We start from the raw sequence: 20,623 nt of genomic DNA on the forward strand, positions 1-20,623 counted from the left end.
CGGATCGACGCAGCGAAGCGGCTCGTGGCGGATGCGAAGGGTGACTGGCAGGACGCGGAGCAGCGGACCGCGACGAAGATCGGTGAAGCGGCCGACGCGGGGCTGGGAAAGCAGTCCACGTGGGACAAGATCTTCGGGTCCGAAGCGTGGGAGACCATCGTGTCGGTGGCAAAGGTCGTCGTCGCGGTGGGCGGGATCATCGTCATGATCATCGGCGGGCCACTCGCCTGGATCGTGCTCGGCGCAGCCCTGCTCGTACTCGCCGACACCCTGTACAAGATGTCGAAGGGCACCGCTGACGGGTGGGACCTCGCCTTCGCGTTGCTCGACTGCATCCCGGGGATGAAGGGGATCACCACTGCGGCGAAGATCGGCGAGGAGTTCGCGAAGGGCGCCTCACTCGCTGCCAAGTTCAGCTCGGCGGGTCGACACGTCGCCTCGGAGAGTCGACAGCTGTTCGCGCCGGGTCTGCACCTGGTCAACAACCTTCGCCACGGTGCCGCACTGCGCTCGGTCGAGTCGCTCCGCGCTCTCGCCGTGCACGGCGGTTCCGCGGCGGTCGGTGCACTCCGACGTCCGGGCGACGGCTTCATCGCCTCGGTCCGGTCGATGCCGGAGATCGCGAACAAGGCCACGCAGGCGTACTGGGACAACGGCGGGTCCTCCCTCGCCGAGCTCGCGCGGCACTGGCAGGGTGGCAAGGGCGGCTTCCAGAGCGGCTACCTCGGTGTCGACCGCTGGGCGAACGGCGACGCCGACTCGCTCGTCGGGCAGACGCTCCAGATCAGCGGTCCTGGCCACGGCAACTTCTACGTCCCCGACGGCACCATGCACGCCGGCGGCAGCGCCTCGAACTACAGCGAGTCCGTGCAGGTGGGCGTCCAGTCCCACGCCGGTCACGACGGCGTCCCGGCAGGAGCGTCCACGCACCCCGACTACCGCAACACCGGCGACAGCTACCTGGTGAACCAACCGCTGCCGCACGCCGAGGGCACCGCGCAGGCGAACACCCAGTTCGGCGGTGGCGGGCAGCACCAGCTCTTCACGGACAAGTCGACGAGCGACCTGGTGAACACCGGCGTGCTCAGCCCGGTCGACCAGGCGGGGAACGTCGTCCCCGACGGGATGAACCAGGTGCTGATGGACCCGGCCACGCGGAGCCCACAGCCGGGGGTCCTCACGACGAACCAGTACGCGAACGCGCTGCACGACCTCGGCTCGCGCGGGCCGGCCGTCGCGGCGGGCATCGTCACGGCGCCGTGGGACATCAGCGAGGCGACGCAGTCCGTCCAGGACCGACTGCGGTGACCCGCAGCGGCGTCACCCGGGCGGGTCACGAGCTCCTGGACCGTTCACCGTCCTGGAACGCCCTGCCCGAGCGCGCCGCGGACGGCCGGTGGACCATCACCGACACCGTCGACCCACTGTGGCCGGAGTACGGCGCGAGCCTGCGACTGCTCAACGCCCTGTCGGACGATGGCCACGAGGTCGAGGACCTCGATGGCACGCTGTTCGAACGCGGGCGACAGGTCGTCGTCCCGCGCGCGGCGCTCGTCCACACGACTTCCGCACCCGCGGTCCTCGAGTCGGTGGCCCTGCCGGACTCGTTCCACGTCGCATCGTTCGCCGTCGACGGCCGGACCGACGCGAACATCGAGGACGGCTGGCGGAACGAGTACGAACCGCGCCGCTTCCGCACGACGTTGAGCCCGGACCGAGCAGCGATCGACCGCCACGAACCCGGGGTGGTGCCGACGACGGTGTCCCGCATCGAGAAGACCGTGGAACCCCTGCCGGCCGATGCCCGCGGAACGTACACCGTGCCGTCGACCGGCCCGTACGAACAGGGTTGGGGCAGACTCGCGCCTGTCGTCCGCACGATCGCGGAACTGGGGCTCGACGTGCGTCCCGACCTCGGCGCGTACGCGACGCTGTCCGGTGTCGTCCGCCCGACGTGGGGCACCGAGATCCGCGGAGCCGACGACTGGACCGAACTGCTCGCCCGTTTCGTGTTCCCGCACGGCGTCCAGTCAGAGGTACTCTCCGACGGGTACGCGATCATCCGCGACATCCCCCACCCCGGCGACCCGCTGCACCCGACGTTCGCGCTCGTGTTCACACCCCCGTCGGCGGCACGACCGAGCCTGTTCGCGAGGATCTTCTCCTGATGAGCACCACCACGAACCTCACCTCCGCACAGCGACGCGCCCTGATGGTGCGCTCGCGGTTCGCGTTCGCAGCTGCCGAGGTCGTCGCGCTCCGACACGACGAGCAGGGAATCCCACTCGGCGTCGTCAGCCCCGAGGGCATCCCCCTCGCGCTGGCCTTCACCGATCCCGCAGCGGCCGTCGCCCGCATCCCGGCCGGGGTCGCCGCGACGCCGCTGTCACTGCCGATGTCACGTCTGGTCGCCGGCCTGCCCACTGACTGGGGTCTCGTGCTCGACATCGACCAGCCCTACCCGCAGGTCGTGCAGCCAGACGAGAAGCAGACGGTCATCGCCGCGGGTGGTCCGTTCCCCGACGGCGCCGAGGTCACGCTCCGCCCGGCACCGTCCGCGTCCCAGGGGTTCTCCGACGCACTCGCCGAACGAGCTCCGCTCACACCGGGCGTGGTCCGGGTGTGGCTGTTCCGCCACGGTGTCGACATCGTGCCCGAGGACCTCATGGTCGTGGTGGCGACGGCGGACCGTGACGCCGCGTTCGCCTTCTCCGAGATCGTGTTCGAGGTCGCACGCGCGCACGACGTGCCGGTGCCGGTCCTCACCGCCTGGATCGACGAGCTCCCCGTCGAGCACGCCACGTGGGTGCGTCAGCAGCCGTCGCTCGCGCACGTCGAACGGCACTGAGCCCGATGCACCGTGGACACCCGGCGGTCGTGGTCCAGCGGGTCGGCGTCCCGGTAGAACTGCACGTGGTCGTCGACTCGCGTGGCCGACCGGAACGGGAGCAGGCCGACCGCGGTGCCGCGGTGCAGTGGGCCTGCAGCGATCCGACCGACCGTCCGACCGACTTCGGTGCTGGGACGCAGTGCATCTCCAGCGACACACTCCGCCAGCGCGAGGCCACGGGCTCGGTACGGTTCGTCATCGACCCGGCGGGCCCGTCCCGCGCCGGTACGGAGTTCCTCCCACCTCCTCGGCCGCCGGTGCTCGCCACGCTCCGGTCCGTGACGCCGACGCCGCTCGGGACGGCCGCCGGCCTCTGGGCCGCGATCACCGCCGACACCGTCTCGCCCGGGCGGTCGCTCGTGCTCCGTTCGGGTCGGTGGTCGCTCCCCGTGGTGCTGGCCCGAGACCCCCGGGCGACGGCTGCGGCGATCAGACACGCCCTCGGCGACCGCCCGCACCCGGCGATCTTCGTGGTGGAACGTCCCTCAGGGCTGCCGCGGCCGTGGCGGGCTGGAGCGCAGGCAGCGATCGAGACTGCGTTCTTGTCCTCCTGACAAATACCGTGGTACGGTCGAGCCATGGCAGTCGAACTCAGCACCTGGGACGCCCAGGGCAACCAGACGACAGCGACGTTCTCCACCATGCGGTTCCCCGCCGGTGAAGCCCACGTCAAGGTCGCGAACGACACCGCCGAGCCGGGGAGACTCACCGAGATCGCGACCCTGCGCGGCACGAGCGGCGACGACCTGATCATGCTCGGCATGTGGGCGGACGCCGTGCGGCAGCGCGGATCGAGGTCCGTCGCGCTCGTCCCCTACCTGCCCGGAGCCCGGCAGGACCGCGGCTTGCCGTTCGGCGCGAAGGTCTACGCGGACGTCCTCAACGGCTTCCACCTCGACCAGGTCATCGCGTTCGACCCGCACTCGCCGGTCATCGTCGGCCTGGTCGACAACCTGACCGTCGTCACGAGCGAGCAGGTCGTCCGTGACGCCGTGGTCGGCGCACCCGAGCACGACAGCGGCGCCCCGTACACCGGCATCATCGCTCCGGACAAGGGCGCGGTCCCCCGTGCAACCGCGGTCGCCGAGGCGTGCGGGCTGCCGCTCTACCGGGCCGAGAAGCACCGCAACCCCGACACCGGCAAGCTCGACGGCTTCACCTGCGAACCCCTGCCCGACACCGGCCGATTCCTGGTGGTCGACGACATCTGCGACGGCGGCGGCACGTTCATGGGGCTCGCGGGCTCGACGGGCCTGCCCAAGGAACGCCTCGGCCTCTGGGTCTCGCACGGCGTCTTCTCCGGCCGGGCAGCACAGCTCGCCGACCACTTCGGCGAGATCGTCACCACCGACTCGTACCCGGCGCAGAACGCCATCGACGGCCTGCGCACGATCGCACTCACCCCCTACCTGACGGAGCAGATCCGATGACGCAGACCACGAGCACCACGACCAGCACGAGCACCGGGATCGAGCCGCGCATCACCACGGCGAGCCCGATCGCGCCGCTGCTGGCCGTCGACGGTTACAAGCACTCGCACCGGCAGGTCTACCCGGCCGGCACCACCCGCATCCTGATCAACTGGACGAACCGGTCGAACGCGCACATGCCCGAGTCGACGCACGCCGTGGTCTTCGGGCTGCAGGCGTTCATCCAGCGCTCGCTCGTCGAGGCCTGGGCACCGTTCTTCGCGGCGGACGAAGACGAGGTCGTCCGGCTCTTCGACGAAGCGCTGCAGAGCTACTTCGGCCCGAACCACATCGGCACCGACCACGTCCGGGCCCTGCACCGCCTCGGCTCCCTGCCCCTCGAGATCCGTGCGCTGCCCGAGGGCACCCTCGCACCGATCGGCGTCGCGACCCTGACCGTCGAGAACACGATCGACGAGTTCTACTGGCTGCCCAACTACATCGAGACCGCCCTGTCGGCGTCGATCTGGCACCCGTCGACGGTCGCCACGAAGGCGCTCGAGTACCGCGACCTGATGGAGGACTGGGCCGCCCGCACCGGCGCGGTCCCGGCCGGCATCGACTTCGCCGCGCACGACTTCTCGTTCCGTGGGCAGTCGAGCATCGAGTCGGCCGCAGCGGGCGGCGCGGGCCACCTCCTGTCGTTCCTCGGCACCGACTCGATGCCGTCGCTCGACTTCATCGACCGCTACTACCCGGGCGACAACGGTTGGGTGGCCGCGAGCGTGCCCGCCACCGAGCACAGCGTGATGTGCGTCCGCGGCGCCGACGGCGAGCTGGCGACCTTCGAGCAGATCCTCGACGTGTACCCGACGGGCATCGTGTCGGCGGTCAGCGACGGCTTCGACCTGTTCAAGGTCATCACCGAGACCCTGCCGCAGCTCAAGGACCGCATCACCGGTCGTGACGGCAAGCTCGTCATCCGACCCGACTCGGGCGACCCGGTCGACATCGTCACCGGCACCGTGCACGGTGTCGACGAGGCGGAACTGTTCGCCGCCGACCGCAGCCACGAGCAGAAGGGCGTCGTCGAACTGCTCGACGAGATCTTCGGGCACACCGTGAACGAGCAGGGCTTCAAGGTCCTCGACCAGCACATCGGCGTCATCTACGGCGACAGCATCACGCTCGACCGTGCCCGTCGCATCTACGAGCGCCTGGCCGCCAAGGGGTACTCGAGCGACAACATCGTGCTCGGCATCGGGTCGTACACGTACCAGTACATGACCCGCGACAACCTCGGCAGCGCGGTCAAGGCCACGTGGGCACTCGTCGACGGCGAGCCCGTCGACATCCAGAAGGACCCGAAGACCGGCAGCGGCAAGAAGAGCGCGAAGGGCCGCATCGCCCTGCACCGCGACGAGACCGGCGAGATCCGGCAGACGGACCAGGCCACGGCCGACGACGAAGCGACCAGCCTGCTCCAGCCGGTGTGGGTCGACGGCCGCTTCACGCGCCTCCAGTCCTTCGCCGACGTCCGCCAGACGCTCCGCGACGAGCGTTCGGCTCGTGCCACCCGCCGGGGGGCCACCGCGTGACCGACGCCGCAGCGGCGATCCGCGACCAACCGCTCATCGCGATCGACGTCGTCCCGGTGTCCTTCGTGACGACGGACGGTCTACGGGTCGCCACCGCGCGTCGGGCGTACGCACCGTACGCCGGACAGGAAGCGCTCCCCGGCGTGCTCCTCGACGGCACCGAGATCCTCGCCGACGGTGCGCGGCGCGCCCTGCGGACCAAGACCGGCGTCGGCCCGGCAGCGGTGCGCCACCTCGCGCAGGTCGGCGCGTTCGACGGACCCGACCGCGATCCACGGAGCTCCGCGATCAGCATCGCGTTCCTCGCGGTCATCGACCCGGCAGCGCACGCCGACGCAACGTGGCACGACGTCGGCGCGCTGCCGCTCGGACTGCCGTTCGACCACGACCGGATCGTCGACTCGGCGCTCGAGCGCGCAAGGGTCCTCCTCTGGTCAGACCTGCCGTTCACACGAGCGCTGCTCGGCGATCCGTTCACCACGGCGGACGCCGCTCGGCTGCGGATCGCCCTGACGGGGACCACACCGGATCCGGGCAACCTCAACCGGACGCTCCGTACGAACACCGCGCTTGCCCGGGTCGAGCTCCCAGCGAGTGCGGGACCCCGGGGCGGGCGTCCCCCGGCAGCCTGGACGTGGCAGAACTGAGCACGGTTGGGTGGACCCATGTCCTCTTCCTTGTCCGGTGACGACTCCCTGCACCTGCCCGAGTTCGACGCACCCCCGGCGTCGCCGCTCGACCTCGCGCAGCAGTGGCTGGATGCCGCGGACGAACGCGACGTCTCCGAGCCGAAGTCGATGACCCTCGCCACGGCAGGTGTGGACGGCCGAGTGTCCGCCCGCACGGTCGACGTGAAGCGACTCGACGACCGCGGGCTCGTGTTCGGCACCTCGACGCTGAGCCCGAAGGGTCGTCAGCTCGCCGACAACCCGCACGCGGCACTCCAGGTCTACTGGCGCGAGACCATGCAGCAGCTCCGGTTCGAGGGCCGGGCGGTGCAGCTGTCCGACGACGAATCCGACGCGCTGTTCGCCGACCGGTCGCCGAAGTCCCGCGCCGCCACGGCCATCGCGGACCAGTCCGCCGTGCTCGAACCGCGGACGCTGCAGGACTTGATCGACGACGCCAACGTGCTGCTCGACGAGTCCGACGACGCCGTCCCACGGCCGGCCGGGTGGGTCGCGTGGCGGCTCGAGCCCGACGTGGTGGAGTTCTGGCACGGCAGCCGCGACCGGATGCACCGCCGCTTGCAGTACGTGCTCGCCGACGGCGCCTGGTCGGCCACCCGCCTGCAGCCGTAGTCGAGTCCGCTCCCGGTCAGTCCCGCTGCCACCACGACGGCTTCGCGGACTCGACGGTGATCGTCAGCGACCGGGCGTCGTCGGACTTCCTGGCCACCACGAACACCGTCGCCGTGGGGTCGGTGGTCCGCACGCGCCACACCGGCCATGTGTGCGGACCGAGCTTCGGGTCGTACCAGGGCCCCGGTCCGTTGTCGGTCTCGACCAACACACGTCGAACGCTGGCAGGGTCGAGGTCGGGGACGCCAGCAGCCCGCGCCTGCGTGAGGACACGAGCGACACCGGCATCGACGGCCGTCGTCCGCGCAGCCCGGGCCAGCCGGAGCCGGCGTCGCGTGACCAGGTACCCGAGGGCGATGAGCCCCGCGGCAACCAGCACCGTGCCGACCAGGACCACTGCGGTACCGCGGTCTCTCGGCCGGTCCGCGACGACGACTCCCCCGACGAGGACCGCCCCGCCGAGCAACAGTCCGGCGCCTCGGATGCACCTGACTAGCCGGAATGCACGGCGCCAGGTCTGATCCGCGTCGAGGACGTCCCCGAGGTCGACCGTGACCTCACCCGTCGCGCCGCCCCCGCCCGTCTGCACCCGTCCAGTCTCCCGCACCCCGCACCGGCGCCGCTCCGGCTGGTGCGAGGTTGACCACTCCGTGCGCGCTTCTTGCGCTGCACGGAGTGGTCAACCTCGCACCGAGTAGGTCCGCCGTCCGCCGCGCAGCCCCTACCGCCCGATCGGGTTCGCCATCGCCCCCGCCCGGATGAGCGACGACGACTGGTCCGCCAGGTCGACCATCGACAGGGTGTTCCGCAGCTGTAGCCGGTTCAGGCAGGAGTGCTCGAACGTCGGCACACGGAGGTCCAACTGCCGTCGGCGGTCCGGGTGCGCGGCGGCGTGCGCGTCGATGCACTCCCCCACGACCTCCCAGAACCGGCCTTCCGGCAGCGCTCCGTCGTCGTCGAGGATCGCCGCGACGAACCGCAGCACCCCGTCGAACACGTCGGTGAACACGGCGAGCGCGGCTTCGTCGTCGGACACCGGGTGCACGATCCGGTCGATGTCGGCGGGTACGGGACGATCGTCGTGGTGCCCGAGCACCGCGGCCTCTTCCCCGATGTCCTTCATGACGGCACGGACAACGGCGCCGTCGCGGACGACGAGCACGAGGTTCTCGCCGTGCGGCATGAACACCAGGTCGTGCACGGTCAGGCAGTGCACGACGGGCAAGAGGTAGGCGTCGAGCCAGCGCCGCACCCACTCGTCGGCAGGCAGCCCCGATGCCTCGATCAGCGCCGAGACGACGGCGTCGCCCGAGGCGTCCCGGTGCAGCAACGCCGCCATCGTCAGCAGTCGCTCGCCGTCCGTCACCCGCGGCAGCGGGCTCTCCCGCCACAGGGCCGCGAGCATCTTGCGCTGCGGCGACGACACGTCGACCCGGTGGTACGCGTCGCCGGTGTAGCCGATGGCGGCGTGCTCCCGGAGCACCGAGAAGCCGGCGGCAGTCAGCGTCGGGTCGGCGGTGACGATCGACTCGACCCAGTCGTTCACCGCCGGAGTGTTCCGCATGTACGCGGGTGACATCCCCCGCAGGAACCCCATGTTCTGCACTGCGAGCGCCGTCTTGACGTACGAGCGCGTCGGGTCCGAGCGGTCGAACGCGGTGCGGATCGACTGCTGGGGCTGGTACTCGTCCGGCCCCTCGCCGAGGTCGACGAGGTCCTGCCGGCCCAGGTCGGGTGCGAACGTCACGGCGATCCGGTGCTGCCACTGCCAGGGGTGCACCGGGATCCACACGTAGTCGTCGGGGTCGAGGCCGCGGGACACGAGCACGGCCCGGAACCCGGCGATGGTCTGCGGGTCGAGCTCGGCCGACCAGTGGTCGCGCTCGGTCCGGTCCGCGGCGAGCGCCAGGTGCGTGTGCTCCCGTCGGGCGGCGAGCCACCGGTACCGGAAACGGCCGCCGACCTCGGGTGCGAAGGCCCGGTACTCGTCGAGTCCGAACCCGATCCGCCCGTTCGCGGCGACGAACGCCGGGTGACCCTCGGTCATCGCTGCCTCGACGTCCTGGAACGAGGCGACGGCAGCCTCGACGGAACCGCCCGCCCGCCCACGCGCGAGCTGCGCGGCGGACGGCCCACCCCTCCGGTGCTTCGCAGCGGCGCTCGCCAGCGTCGACGCGATCTCCTCCAGGTACGTCCCGAGCAGCTCGTCCGGGATCCCGAGCACCTCGTGCAGTTCGAGCACGAAGTCCTGCGCGCTGAGCGACGCCGGCATCCCAGCGCGAGTGCGCGTCAGCGAGGCTTCGTCGATCGACCAGTGTTCGAGCACGTGCTGCCGTGCCCGGAACCGGTAGGTCGAGTCCCCCGCGTCGAGCCGCCACCCCTCCCCGTCCGGCACGGGTGCGATCAGCCGCTCGTGGGTGAACTCGGCGATGGCCTTCGCCACCAGGTGGCGTTCAGCGGGTTCCAGGTGCTCGGGTCGCAGGTGCGCGGCCGGCCCGTCGTCGTCGGGCACGCCGATCCGGTCGGTGTCGAGCACCGACAGCAGTGCCCGCTTGCCGTCGACGTCGACCTGGCGCAGCGCGCGGAAGCCCACCTCGGCGTTCTTCGCCTGCACCGCGGTGTTCCGCACGTCCGGCTCGACGACGACCCGCCGCGCGCCGAGGACGTCGCGGCAGTGCTCGACGACGGCGCACATCACGGCGCTCGTCAGTCCGTGCACACGACGGTCAGCGGGCGCCGGCGCGACGAGCAGGTGCATCCCGACGTCGCCGGGTTCGGCCGCCCACACGTCGGTGAGCAGGACGGCGGCGGGGTCGTAGGTCTCGACCAGGAAGCACGGCTCACCGTCGCGTCGGCCGAGCCACGCAGCCTGCGCCGGGTCCGCCTGCACGCCGGTCAGGTAGTCCCGGACGCCGTCCACGTCGAGGTCGCCCATCTCCCACCACGACGACGCCGGATGGGCGAGCCACGACTGGACGACGACGGCGTCGCGTTCCGGGACCACGGGTTCGACGGCCAGGAGGCCCGGAGCAGCTCCGGCAGACACCGTCGCCTCGGGCGCACTGGTCAGTCCACTACCCGTCACGTCGGCACCCGTCAGGTGCGCGCTCATGCGGGCACCTCCGTGCGCTCGGTCGCCTGCCGGGCCGGCGCGCGGTGCGCACCGGCGGGAGCGGCGGTGGACTGGTCCGTGGCGGGCAGGCCGAACTCCTGGAAGGCGATCCGGGCCTCCAGGCCGTACACGGGGCGCCCCGTGACGGACCGGATGATCGACGCGTTCCGCCACGCACCCATGCCGAGGTCGGGCGCGGTCAGGCCGTGCGTGTGCTCCTCGGCGTTCTGCACCCAGATGCGTCCGCCGAGGGTGTCGACGTGGTGATCGCGCGCGACGGCCAGGCGACCACGGGAGTCACGGGCGACGAGGTGCTCGACGGGGTCGAGGAACCGCGGCGTGCGCGGCGTGTAGCCGGTCGCCAGGACGAGCCGCTCGACCTCGTGCTCGTACGTCTCGCCGAGCTGCTCGTGGCGGAGCGTCAGCCGGTACGTCCCGCGGTCGGCGAGCCACTCGGCGTCGACGACACTGGTCTCGGTGCGCAGGGTCGTCGGGATCGGGCCTCGAGCGCTGACGCGGTACAGCTGGTCGTAGAGCTCGTCGACCAGGTCCGCACTGATGCCCTTGTAGAGCCCGCGCTGCTCGCGTCCGAGGCGGTCGCGAGCATCCTCGGGCAGGCCGTGGAAGTGGTCCGTGTACTCCGGACTCGTCATCTCGAGTGTGAGCTTCGTGTCCTCCATCGGGAAGAACCGCGGCGACCGGGTGATCCAGTCGAGTCGGTAGCCGTCCTGGCGCAGGTCCTCGAGCAGCTCGCGGTAGACCTCGGCAGCGGACTGCCCGCTGCCGACCAGCGCGATCGAGGCGGCACCGCGGAGCGCGTCGCGGTTCGGCAGGAACTCGGCGGAGTGGATCACCGGTCCGGCGATCCCCCGCAGCGGGGCGGGGACCGACGGCTCCGTCCCGATGCCGACCACGACGTGGCGTGCGCGGTACGTCTCGGGACCCTGATCGGTCTCGGCGTGCACCGTGAACACGTCCGTCGCCGGGTCGTGCTCGACCGCCGTGACGGACCGGCCCCACCGGAGCGTGTCGAGCCGGTCGGCGGCCCACCGGCAGTAGGCGTCGTACTCGCTGCGCAGGGGGTGGAAGTCCTCGCGGATGTAGAACGGGTACAGGCGGCCGGTCTCCTTGAGCCACGCGAGGAACGAGAACGGCGAGGTCGGGTCGGCCATCGTCACCAGGTCCGCCATGAAGGGCACCTGGATCGTGGCGTCGTCGAGCATCATGCCGTGGTGCCAGGCGAAGCCGTCGGCGGCGTCGAGGAACACCGCGTCGAGGTCGTCGAGCGGGTCGGTGAGGCAGGCGAGGCCGAGGTTGAACGGGCCGATGCCGATGCCGATCAGGTCGTGGACGGGCTGCTCATCGTGGCTCATCGGATCGCTCCTTCCGTGGTGGTGGTGACGGCTCGGACGCGCTCCGCCGTCGCGGCGACGTGGTCGAGCGAGGCGCGCATCTGCGCCGGGGTGGTCTCGGGGTTGAGCAGCGTCAGCTTGTTGCAGGGTCGGCCGTCGATCACGGTCTTCGCGATGAGGACCCGGCCCTCGGCGAGCAGCGCCGCACGGATCGGGGCGACGAGCGCGTCGGCCTGCTCGTCGGTCACCCCGGCCGGCTGCCAGCGGAAGAGCACGGTGCTGAGCTGCGTCGGCGCGACGAGCACCAGGTCGGGGTGCTCCTCGACGATCCGGTGGGTCGCGGCGGCGAGGTCGATGACGGCGTCGAACGCGGTGCCGATCGCGTCGGCCCCGGTCGCGCGCAGCGTCGCCCAGAGCTTCAGAGCGTCGAAGCGGCGGGTAGTCTGCAGCGACTTGTCGACCTGGTTCGGCTCGGCGGCGTCCTCGGGGTTGAGGTAGTCGGCGTACCAGGCCGTCCGGCGCAGGTCGGCCGGGTCACGGACGAGCAGTGCGCTCGAGGACACCGGCTGGAAGAAGGACTTGTGCAGATCGGTCGTCACGCTACGCGCCCGCTCGATGCCGGCGAGCAGGTGCCGACGCGTCGGGGAGACGAGCAGTCCGCAGCCGTACGCGGCGTCGACGTGCAGCCAGACGTCCTCGAGATCACACACGTCGACGATCGGCTCGATCGGGTCGATGACCCCGCGGTCGGTGGTGCCGGCGGTCGCGACGACCGCGATCGGGGTACGGCCCGCTGCCCGGGTCGCGGCGATCGCCTCCGCGAGGGCTGCCGGCCGCATCCGACCGGCGTGGTCGGTGGCGACGTCGACCACGGCCTCGAGACCGAGGAGTCGTGCCGACTTCGCGATGCTGAAGTGGGTCTCCGCCGTCGTGAACACGGTTCCGGCAACGCCGACCGCTTCGCGCGCCAGCAGCAGCGCCTGCAGGTTGGACTGCGAACCGCCCGAGGTGAACACCCCGTCGCCGGCAGTGAACCCGGCACGACGGGCCAGCCAGTCGACGACGTGGCGTTCGATGTCCGTGCCGATGCGGGACTGGTCCCAGGTGTCGACCGACGGGTTCACCGCGGCGAGGACGGACTCGGCGGCGACCGCGGGCAGTGCGACCGGGCAGTTCAGGTGCGCGAGGTAGCCGGGGTCGTGGAACCACACGGCCTCGCGGACGAACAGGTCGTCGAGTTCGGCGAGCGCCCGTTCCGTCCCGACGGGAGCGGCGTCCAGGTCGACCGCGCGCACCCGGTCGTGGAGCGCTTCCGGGGCGGTCGCGGTCGTCGGGCGGTCGACGGTGGCGAGTCGGTCGGCGAGCTGGTCCACCGTCGACCCGACGGTCGACCGGTAGCGCTCGGCGTTGGCAGTGGTCAGCAGTTCGATGGGTGTCACGTTAGGTAAGGCTAACCTCACCTGGATTTCGGTGTCACCCGAACAGGGGTGGACTCCCAGGTCTCGGGCGTGGCGCGACGCCGTCACACCCACGACGAACGCACCCCGCCGGGGAACCGGCGGGGTGTACGGACGTTCAGCCAGCTCTGGCTAGAGCTTCTCGATCGGCGCGATCTTGATGAGCAGCTTCTTGCGGCCCGCGGAGTCGAACGCGATCTCGGCGATGCGCTTCGCGCCCTGGCCGGTCACCGCCGACACGGTGCCCTCGCCGAAGTCGACGTGCTTGATCCGGTCGCCGGCGACGAGTTCCATGTCGCCGTTGTCGCGCACCTGGCCGGACACCCGGTTCGCCCACTCGGTCTTCGGGCGGGTCTTCGACGCAGCGGCCGCGCGGTCGTACGAGCCACCACCCCAGCCCCCACCGCCGCGGTAGCCGCCACCTCCGCCGCCGATGCCGCCCTCGCGCTTCGCGTTGAGCGCACGGGGCTGCGTGCCACCACGGCTGTTCGCCATGCCCGGCGACTGCTTCCACTCGATGAGCCCCTCGGGGATCTCCTGCAGGAAGCGCGACGGCATGGCGACGTTGACGTCACCGAACTGGGCGCGGGTCATCGCCAGCGACAAGAACAGGACCTTCTTCGCGCGGGTGATGCCGACGTAGAACAACCGGCGTTCCTCCGACGGGCCACCCGGCTCGTTCGCGGACATCCGGTGCGGCAGCAGGTCTTCCTCGACCCCGGTCAGGAACACGGCCTCGTACTCCAGCCCCTTGGCCGTGTGCAGCGTCATGAGCGACACCGTGCCGGACGAGTCGTCGAGCTCGTCCGCCGCTGCGACCAACGACACCTCGGTCAGGAAGTCCGTCAGCGTGCCCTCGGGGTTGTTCTTCTGGAACTCGCGCGTCACCGCCACGAGCTCGTCGATGTTGTCGGCCCGGGCGGCGTCCTGCGCGTCGGGCGACTTCCGCAGGTTCTCGAGCAGGTGGGAGCCGTCGAGCAGCTGGGTCAGGGTGTCGACGACCGGCTGCGTCGGGGCCTTCTCGGACACGGAGTCCAGCAGCGCCGCGAACTCGGTGATGGCGTTCCGCACCTTCGGCCCGAAGCCGAGCTCACCCGCATGCCGCAGGGCATCGCGCATCGTGGTCTCGTGCTCGTCGGCGTAGCGCTGCAGGGTCGTCTCGGTGACGGAGCCGATGCCGCGCTTCGGCACGTTGAGCACACGACGGAGCGCCATCGGGTCGGCGGGGTTCGCCACGGTGATCAGGTACGCCATGGCGTCCTTGATCTCGGCGCGCTCGTAGAACTTCGTGCCGCCGAGCACCCGGTACGGGATCGCGGCACGGATGAAGATCTCCTCGAGCGCACGGGTCTGCGAGTTCGTCCGGTAGAACACCGCCATGTCGCGGTAGTCCATGCCGTCCTCGCGCAGGCGCTGGATCTCGTCGGCGACGAACTGGGCCTCGTCGTGGCCGGTGTACCCGGTGAAGCCGACGATCTTCTCGCCCGCGCCGACGTCGGTGAACAGGTTCTTCGCCTGACGGTCGAAGTTGTTCGCGATGACGGCGTTCGCGGCGTCGAGGATGGTCTGCGTCGAGCGGTAGTTCTGCTCGAGCAGGATCACCTTCGAGTTCGGGAAGTCGCGCTCGAACTCGACGATGTTGCGGATGTCGGCCCCGCGGAACGCGTAGATCGACTGGTCCGAGTCGCCCACGACGGTCAGGGACGCTCCGGCGATCGACCCGTCGCGCTCGCGCATGCGGGCGACGTGCTGGCCGGAGTCCTCGAGCTTGTCGACCTGCTCGACCGGCACCGGACGCGTGAGCTCGCGGATCAGGGAGTACTGCGCGTGGTTGGTGTCCTGGTACTCGTCGACCAGGATGAAGCGGAAACGCCGCTGGTAGAGCGCAGCGACCTCGGGGAACGCCCGGAACAGGAAGACGGTCTGGCCGATGAGGTCGTCGAAGTCGAAGGCGTTCGCCCGGCGCAGGTCGTTCGTGTACCGACGGAAGACCTCGGTGAACATGACTTCCTGCGGGTCGTTCACGTTGATGTTGCGGGCGTACGAGTCGATGTCCTGCAGCTCGTTCTTGAGCTTCGAGATCTTCGACGCCGCGGCGCCCACCGTGAGCCCGAGCGTGTCCGCCTCGAGGTCCTTGATGATCCGCTTCAGCAGGGCCTTGGAGTCGGCGGAGTCGTAGATCGTGAACGACTGCGCGAACCCGAACCGCTCCGCCTCGCGCCGGAGGATGCGCACGCACGCCGAGTGGAACGTCGAGATCCACATGCCGTCGGACTCGCCACCCACCAGGGCCCGGACGCGCTCACGCATCTCGGCCGCGGCCTTGTTCGTGAAGGTGATCGCGAGGATCTGCGACGGCCAGGCTTCACGGTTGGCGAGCAGCAGCGCGATGCGGCGCGTGAGGACGCTCGTCTTGCCGGATCCGGCACCGGCCACGATCAGCAGGGACTCGCCGCGGTACTCGACGGCTTCCTTCTGCTGGGGGTTCAGACCCGCGGTGAACGGGTCTTCGTACGCACGGGCACCGGCGCCCGGCTCGGGCGTCGATTCGAAGGGGTCGAGCACGATCGTCATGTTCGGGACAGTCTAAGCGGGACCCCCGACAGCCGACCGGGCGAGGACCGCCAGGTCGGTGTGGTCCGCGAACACCCCGTCGAGGCCGGTCCGGATCACCGAGGTGTACCAGCGCTCCCAGTCGCCGAAGGCCGCGACGTCCCCACCGCGGCGCAGCGGCCCGGGCAGGAACCGGTTCTCCGGCCGGAGCGTCCACGTGTACACCGCGAGGCCCACGGCGTGCGCCCGGTCGACGATCGCGCTCCGGACCGGCGTCGGGTCCTCGAGCGCAACGCTGTCCACCCCGGCCATCAGCGTGCCGAGGTCGACGCTGATGCCGTGGAACTCGGTCGCGAACGACGCGAGCGCGTCCTCGGAACGCTCCGCAGCGTAGGTGGGGGCGAGCGATCCGTGGGACGCGACCTCGTCGGCGGCACTGCCACGGGCCTCCTGGAGGTACACCAGCCGACCACCCGTGTGCCGCTCGCGCAGGTCGCGGAGCACGCCCTTCTCGAAGCTCTCGACCGTGAGCCGCTCGTCACGGCGCCACCCGGCGTCACCGAGCGTGCGGTCGACGAGTTCGCCCATCGGGAAGCCCGCGCGGTCGAAGAACGCCGCGTGCTTGACCTCGGCGACCAGCCCGACCGGACGAGGCGCGGCGTCGAGGATCGCGAGCAGGTCCTCGAGGCGCAGGATCGGCTCCTCGCCGTCGTGCTCGGCCGACCCGGGCCGCAGCGCGGGAAGACGTTCCCGGGCGCGGAGCGTCTGCAGCTCGGCCCAGGTGAAGTCCTCGGTGAACCAGCCGGTCAGGCTCTGGCCGTCGACGGTCTTCGTCGTGCGCAGGTGCCGGAACTCCGGGTGGTCCGCGACGTCGGTGGTGCCGGACACCTCGTTCTCGTGGCGGAGCACGAGCACGCCGTCCTTCGTGGGCACCAGGTCCGGCTCGATCGCGTCGGCACCGAGCTCGATGGCGAGTTCGTACGCGCTCCGCGAGTGCTCGGGGCGGTAGCCGGACGCACCGCGGTGGGCGATCACGAGGGTCATGGCGCGACCCTACTGGGCCAGGGTGACGGCGGGCCGCCCTGTGTCGCGGGACACACGCGCCCGGCCGGAGTCCGTGCATCTCAGCATCGGCGCTGACCATCGCTGCATGACCGTCCGTTCGCTCTCCACCGCCGTCGAGGCCAGGATCGACCGTGCCGCCCGCCGACTGCTCGACGCCGGGCACCAGCCGCACCGGCCCGTCCGGTTGTTCGTCACCGAGTTCCTGGTGTTCGGCGCGAAGCAGGCGTGGGCGTGCGCGTTCGGGGCGCTGCTGCTCGGTTCGATGGCCGTGGCCTCGCTGACCGTGCCGGCGGCGTTCCGGAACGACGCGCTGACCGTCGTGGCGGTGCTGCTGCAGCTCGGCATGCTCGTGTTCGGGCTCGAGACCGTGCGGGAACTCCGGGTCGTCCTGCTCTTCCACGTCGTCGGCACCGCCATGGAGGTCTTCAAGACGCACATGGGCTCGTGGTCGTACGAACCCGGCGGGCTGTTCGTGATCGCCGGGGTTCCGCTGTTCTCCGGGTTCATGTACGGCGCGGTCGGGTCGTACATGGTCCGCGTGTACCGCCTGTTCGACCTGCGGTTCGACCGGTACCCGCGGCAGTGGCTGCTCGCCGTCGTCGCTGCCGGCGTGTACCTGAACTTCTTCGGGCACCACTTCCTGCCCGACGCCCGCTGGGTCCTGCTCGCACTCGTCGTCCTGCTCTTCGCCCGCACGACCATGCACGTCCGGATCCACCGAGCGACGATGCGTATGCCGGTGCTCGTCGCCATGGGACTCGTCGCCGTGTTCATCTGGTTCGCCGAGAACGTCGCGACCTGGGCCGGAGCGTGGAGCTACCCCGCGCAGCTCGCCGTCTGGCACCCGGTGGCCCCGACGAAGATCGTCGCGTGGTTCCTGCTCATGACGATCTCGGTCGCGCTCGTCACCTGGCTCTACCCGGCGGTGCCGTCGGGCTCGGCGCTGCCGTCCGGCTCGGCGCGTTGGACGGCGGACTCTCGACGACTTCGAGGCGCGCGCGCAGCGGGTGCCCATAGTGACCGTTCCAGCACAGGGCCGGAGTGGAAGCCATGAATTCATGCGGCGTTCCAACGGCCATCGGAGTGATTTGTCCATTTCTGTTCGGAGTGGGCCTGAGGCCGCGCAGTTAGCTGCTGAGAACCGTGGCGCTCAGCTGTCGTCCGGCGTCATCGTCGGAGGGACAGCAGCATTCACTTTCACGGGTCGTTCCTCAGTTGCTCTCGTGGGGTGCTGCGTGCGGTCTTGTGCATATCAAGTCGGGTTGGGTCAATATCCGCCGCGACGGAGCGGCACGTTGTCGAGCCAACGAACCCGCATGGTTGCCAGGTCGACCGCTGCGAGGTTGCCGGGCTCACCGTTCTTGTTGAGCGCGTATACGCTTCGACCGTCAGGATGGTGGCCTTCGGCTTGGATGTGGTGGTGGCCATGGAAGAGCAGCTGCGGGTGGACGCCGTCCCAAACTTGCCGAAGGCGCTCTCGACCAAGGGCGGTGTATGCCCGATCGACCGGATCGCGGAGGGGCGAGCGCGCCAGCATGTCGTCGACTCTGGAGCTGCCGCCGGTCGGCGCCTCGTGTGCGATGAGGATTTCCGCACCGCCCAGGCTGACGCAGTCGGCCACCTCGTCGTTCGACGGCATTTCGCTGCGCCACCAAGTAACGCCCTCGCTGGCCACGGGCCTCGAGAATGAGCCTGCGCCGCCGAAGGAGAGCACCCGTCGACCGCCCATCCGAAATCGGTATCCGCGAGGGAGAACCCACACCGCTCCCGCAAGGCGGATCGGTCGGCCAGCGGAGAAGTCGGTGCGAGCTTCGAGTCGCGACCAGCTGTCGTGGTTGCCGGGAGTGATCAGGATCCGCATTTTTCGCTCCGCGGCGAGCTGAGCCGCTCGTCGAATGAACTGCTTGTTCGCCCGTGAACCATTGGTGATGTTGAAGTCCCCTGCATGGAGCAGTGTGGTCGGCCGGTAGCTGCCGTCAGGGAAGTTGGCGTCGAGGAGCTGCGGCACGTTGCTCACCAGGTGGACGAGGTCGGTGTGCCAGTCCCCAGCGACGACGATCAGTTCCTCGACGGAGTCGGCGTCGAATTCTGGTGCCCGATGGCCATCGGGGATGGGGCTGGCGCGGTCGTGCTGCGATGGGTGCTCGTGATGTCGACCCATGGCGCTCTCCTTTCAGTTGCAGGGAGGGCGACCATAAGCACAAATTTGGCGTTCATCAAAGCATTTTGGATGGATCACCCCTCATCGCGAAAAGAGTACGCAAAATCCGCGGGCAGAATACGCACCGGCGAACAAAGTACGCTCCCGCGATCAAACTACGGGGATGTCTCAATGAATGTTCTGATTTACAACCGATCCCTTCCGCTGCTGCATTGAATGTGGGTAGTGTGCCTAGCATGCGAGAGCGGCCAAATCGACGCAGGACGCCCCGGCTGACGGGGTCGTCCGCGCTGCGCGGTCGGCAGGTGTCACGAGTCAACGCTGGCGAGATCACAACGTCGCATTCGCCCCGGGCGGCGGAACGGGTGCGCACCGACGTGGTCACGATCTGCGCGGCTCAGGGTGGCTTCATCACGCAAGCTCAGCTCGCCCGTCGTCACGGTCGAGAGACCGCGCGACTGGGGCTCGGCGGCCTAGCCGCTCGTGGCGAGATCGACGACGTCATCCCGGACGTCTGGGTGCATGTGGCCAGTGGTCGGATGCCGCTCGGGGACCTGACACTAGAAGCGCAGGCCAGTTGGCTCGCGCTTGCACCCGCGCTGCTTCTGCGTGAGCGATCGGAACGAACCGGACGTGATGAGAACGTTCCGGTGATCGGCGGTGGCGCTGCTTGGAAGCATTGGGGGTTCGGCCCGACCATATGGCGGCCAGCGATCACTGTCCCTGTCGAGCAGTCTCGAGTCGCGACCGACGACGTCGTCGATGTGGTCGTCGAGGAGATCGATCGCGTTGACGTGGCGTGGGTGGACCAATACCCATACCTCCGCCCGGAGGCGACTCTGGCTCGTGGGTACGAAGCGAGCATGGATCTCGACGAGACAGCAGCGGCGCTGGCGACAGCGATGTGGCGGCTGCAACCGCTGCGGCCGGAGCTGCCGGCCTACCACCTCGGCGAAGTCGCCGAGCGAAACGGCTGGGTTGAGCACAATTGGAACGCCGAGACGATCTACCGCCAGCTCGTTTCCAGAGCAGGCGGCTGGCCTACTCAACCGGGTTCACCGTACTGGACAGCGTGGTGGTCGAATGCTGCACACATTCGACGAGTACGACGCCGGCATCCGTCATGGCTCGCAAGCGAAGCACTGATCGACTGGTGGGACGAGTACCGGAGGGACGGCCGTGAGTGATCAGAACGTCAGCGCTCAGCCGGAGCAACCGTCCGAACTGTCGCGGCGGGCAACCAGCGAGGAGGCGCGAGCCGCGTACGCGGCCGCGTCCAACTCTGCCGCGGCGAAAATGTCGCTCATCCAACTCATCGCCAGGTCATGCACCGACAACGAAGTCTGCGCGACCCTCGGCTGCGATCAAGTCGATCTGAGCACGAAATTGGCCGCCAGCGAGCTGCAGGCATTCGATGTCGCCGGTACCCGGCTGTTCCCGGCATGGCAGTTCACAGACTCAAACACGATTCCCTCTCTGGCTGAGCTGCTGGCGGTTGCCCGGGATGTCACTCCCGTGACCCTCGCTGGCTTCATGGACCGACCGCAAGGATGGCTGCTGAACGGGGGTGCAGCACTGTCGCCACGCGACTGGCTGCGCCTCGGCCACGAGCCACAGATTGTGTACAACGCGATTGAGGGATGGCGACGTCGATAGATCCGCTTTCGGGGTCCGCGGTGAATCCGGCGGACGGTCGACGAGCGATGCACTGTGCGTCCGTGTTGG

18 protein-coding genes are annotated in these 20,623 nt (G+C 69.9%); 11 read left to right on the forward strand and 7 right to left on the reverse strand.

Translation table 11 applies throughout. The features are described from left to right. The 8 genes from EDF23_RS19400 to EDF23_RS18455 form a co-directional block, all read left to right on the forward strand. Nucleotides 1-1,308, forward strand: a 1,308-nt coding sequence (locus tag EDF23_RS19400; protein WP_207895558.1) for a hypothetical protein, incomplete at its 5' end; no start/stop codon positions are given. After that, the gene (locus EDF23_RS18425) at nt 1,305-2,168 is read left to right on the forward strand and encodes a hypothetical protein (protein WP_131922726.1); all 864 of its coding nucleotides are present in this window, start codon (nt 1,305-1,307) and stop codon (nt 2,166-2,168) included. The genes EDF23_RS19400 and EDF23_RS18425, both read left to right, overlap by 4 nt. Further along, on the forward strand, nt 2,168-2,848 hold the full coding sequence (locus tag EDF23_RS18430) for a hypothetical protein (protein WP_131922727.1): 681 nt from the start codon (nt 2,168-2,170) through the stop codon (nt 2,846-2,848). The genes EDF23_RS18425 and EDF23_RS18430 overlap by 1 nt, the downstream gene beginning before the upstream one ends. Nucleotides 2,849-2,853: 5 nt before the next feature. Further along, complete coding sequence (locus tag EDF23_RS18435) at nt 2,854-3,444, forward strand: hypothetical protein (protein WP_131922728.1); 591 nt, start codon at nt 2,854-2,856, stop codon at nt 3,442-3,444. 24 nt (nt 3,445-3,468) lie between these two features. Further along, entirely contained in the window at nt 3,469-4,320 is an 852-nt protein-coding gene (locus EDF23_RS18440) for a phosphoribosyltransferase family protein (protein WP_131922729.1), read from the forward strand. Then, the gene (locus tag EDF23_RS18445; RefSeq protein WP_131922730.1) at nt 4,317-5,897 is read left to right on the forward strand and encodes a nicotinate phosphoribosyltransferase; all 1,581 of its coding nucleotides are present in this window, start codon (nt 4,317-4,319) and stop codon (nt 5,895-5,897) included. Before EDF23_RS18440 ends, EDF23_RS18445 begins: the two co-directional genes overlap by 4 nt. Then, the gene (locus EDF23_RS18450; protein ID WP_131845983.1) at nt 5,894-6,544 is read left to right on the forward strand and encodes an NUDIX hydrolase; all 651 of its coding nucleotides are present in this window, start codon (nt 5,894-5,896) and stop codon (nt 6,542-6,544) included. The genes EDF23_RS18445 and EDF23_RS18450 overlap by 4 nt, the downstream gene beginning before the upstream one ends. Nucleotides 6,545-6,562: 18 nt before the next feature. After that, nucleotides 6,563-7,198: a pyridoxal 5'-phosphate synthase gene (locus tag EDF23_RS18455; protein ID WP_131922731.1), complete on the forward strand. Its 636-nt coding sequence runs from the start codon at nt 6,563-6,565 to the stop codon at nt 7,196-7,198. Nucleotides 7,199-7,214: 16 nt separating this feature from the next. Here the strand turns inward: EDF23_RS18455 and EDF23_RS18460 are convergent, their stop codons facing one another. The 6 genes from EDF23_RS18460 to EDF23_RS18485 all read right to left on the reverse strand — a co-directional run bounded on the left by EDF23_RS18460 (nt 7,215) and on the right by EDF23_RS18485 (nt 16,716). Beyond that, nucleotides 7,215-7,787 (reverse strand): hypothetical protein, encoded by a 573-nt coding sequence (locus tag EDF23_RS18460; RefSeq protein WP_131922732.1) that lies wholly within the window; start codon nt 7,785-7,787, stop codon nt 7,215-7,217. A 132-nt stretch (nt 7,788-7,919) separates the two neighbouring features. Further along, the gene (locus tag EDF23_RS18465; RefSeq protein WP_165901204.1) at nt 7,920-10,310 is read right to left on the reverse strand and encodes a GNAT family N-acetyltransferase; all 2,391 of its coding nucleotides are present in this window, start codon (nt 10,308-10,310) and stop codon (nt 7,920-7,922) included. After that, nucleotides 10,307-11,683, reverse strand: a complete 1,377-nt coding sequence (locus EDF23_RS18470; RefSeq protein WP_131922733.1) for a SidA/IucD/PvdA family monooxygenase — start codon at nt 11,681-11,683, stop codon at nt 10,307-10,309. The genes EDF23_RS18465 and EDF23_RS18470 overlap by 4 nt, the downstream gene beginning before the upstream one ends. Then, complete coding sequence (locus tag EDF23_RS18475; protein ID WP_131922734.1) at nt 11,680-13,101, reverse strand: pyridoxal-dependent decarboxylase; 1,422 nt, start codon at nt 13,099-13,101, stop codon at nt 11,680-11,682. The genes EDF23_RS18470 and EDF23_RS18475 overlap by 4 nt, the downstream gene beginning before the upstream one ends. Before the next feature lie 150 nt (nt 13,102-13,251). Then, entirely contained in the window at nt 13,252-15,693 is a 2,442-nt protein-coding gene (locus EDF23_RS18480; protein WP_111083411.1) for a UvrD-helicase domain-containing protein, read from the reverse strand. Between the two features lie 12 nt (nt 15,694-15,705). Further along, on the reverse strand, nt 15,706-16,716 hold the full coding sequence (locus tag EDF23_RS18485; protein ID WP_131922735.1) for a glycerophosphodiester phosphodiesterase family protein: 1,011 nt from the start codon (nt 16,714-16,716) through the stop codon (nt 15,706-15,708). Nucleotides 16,717-16,822: 106 nt separating this feature from the next. Here EDF23_RS18485 and EDF23_RS18490 point away from each other — a divergent pair, with 106 nt between their 5' ends. Further along, a complete protein-coding gene (locus EDF23_RS18490; protein WP_131922736.1) occupies nt 16,823-17,791 on the forward strand; it encodes a DUF817 domain-containing protein in 969 nt (322 codons plus the stop codon). A 213-nt stretch (nt 17,792-18,004) separates the two neighbouring features. On the opposite strand, the gene EDF23_RS18495 is transcribed toward EDF23_RS18490, so the two are convergent. Next, a complete protein-coding gene (locus EDF23_RS18495) occupies nt 18,005-18,898 on the reverse strand; it encodes a metallophosphoesterase (protein WP_123340981.1) in 894 nt (297 codons plus the stop codon). A 365-nt stretch (nt 18,899-19,263) separates the two neighbouring features. Here EDF23_RS18495 and EDF23_RS18500 point away from each other — a divergent pair, with 365 nt between their 5' ends. Together EDF23_RS18500 and EDF23_RS18505 are read left to right on the forward strand one after the other, a co-directional pair. Continuing rightward, nucleotides 19,264-20,085: a hypothetical protein gene (locus EDF23_RS18500; RefSeq protein WP_131922737.1), complete on the forward strand. Its 822-nt coding sequence runs from the start codon at nt 19,264-19,266 to the stop codon at nt 20,083-20,085. Further along, nucleotides 20,078-20,554: a hypothetical protein gene (locus EDF23_RS18505; RefSeq protein ID WP_131922738.1), complete on the forward strand. Its 477-nt coding sequence runs from the start codon at nt 20,078-20,080 to the stop codon at nt 20,552-20,554. Before EDF23_RS18500 ends, EDF23_RS18505 begins: the two co-directional genes overlap by 8 nt. The last annotated feature ends 69 nt before the right edge of the window (nt 20,555-20,623 follow it).

The sequence above is a fragment of the Curtobacterium sp. PhB128 genome (genome assembly GCF_004340725.1).
Taxonomy (GTDB): Bacteria; Actinomycetota; Actinomycetes; order Actinomycetales; family Microbacteriaceae; genus Curtobacterium.

What these genes read in the sequence shown, in the direction of transcription:
- EDF23_RS18435 (WP_131922728.1), top strand. Translation starts at nt 2,854, where the DNA reads ATGCACCGTGGACACCCGGCGGTCGTGGTCCAGCGGGTCGGCGTCCCG.
- EDF23_RS18495 (WP_123340981.1), bottom strand. Translation starts at nt 18,898, where the DNA reads ATGGGTCGACATCACGAGCACCCATCGCAGCACGACCGCGCCAGCCCC.
- EDF23_RS18430 (WP_131922727.1), top strand. Translation starts at nt 2,168, where the DNA reads ATGAGCACCACCACGAACCTCACCTCCGCACAGCGACGCGCCCTGATG.
- EDF23_RS18445 (WP_131922730.1), top strand. Translation starts at nt 4,317, where the DNA reads ATGACGCAGACCACGAGCACCACGACCAGCACGAGCACCGGGATCGAG.
- EDF23_RS18440 (WP_131922729.1), top strand. Translation starts at nt 3,469, where the DNA reads ATGGCAGTCGAACTCAGCACCTGGGACGCCCAGGGCAACCAGACGACA.
- EDF23_RS18490 (WP_131922736.1), top strand. Translation starts at nt 16,823, where the DNA reads ATGACCGTCCGTTCGCTCTCCACCGCCGTCGAGGCCAGGATCGACCGT.
- EDF23_RS18465 (WP_165901204.1), bottom strand. Translation starts at nt 10,310, where the DNA reads ATGAGCGCGCACCTGACGGGTGCCGACGTGACGGGTAGTGGACTGACC.
- EDF23_RS18470 (WP_131922733.1), bottom strand. Translation starts at nt 11,683, where the DNA reads ATGAGCCACGATGAGCAGCCCGTCCACGACCTGATCGGCATCGGCATC.
- EDF23_RS18480 (WP_111083411.1), bottom strand. Translation starts at nt 15,693, where the DNA reads ATGACGATCGTGCTCGACCCCTTCGAATCGACGCCCGAGCCGGGCGCC.
- EDF23_RS18485 (WP_131922735.1), bottom strand. Translation starts at nt 16,716, where the DNA reads ATGACCCTCGTGATCGCCCACCGCGGTGCGTCCGGCTACCGCCCCGAG.
- EDF23_RS18455 (WP_131922731.1), top strand. Translation starts at nt 6,563, where the DNA reads ATGTCCTCTTCCTTGTCCGGTGACGACTCCCTGCACCTGCCCGAGTTC.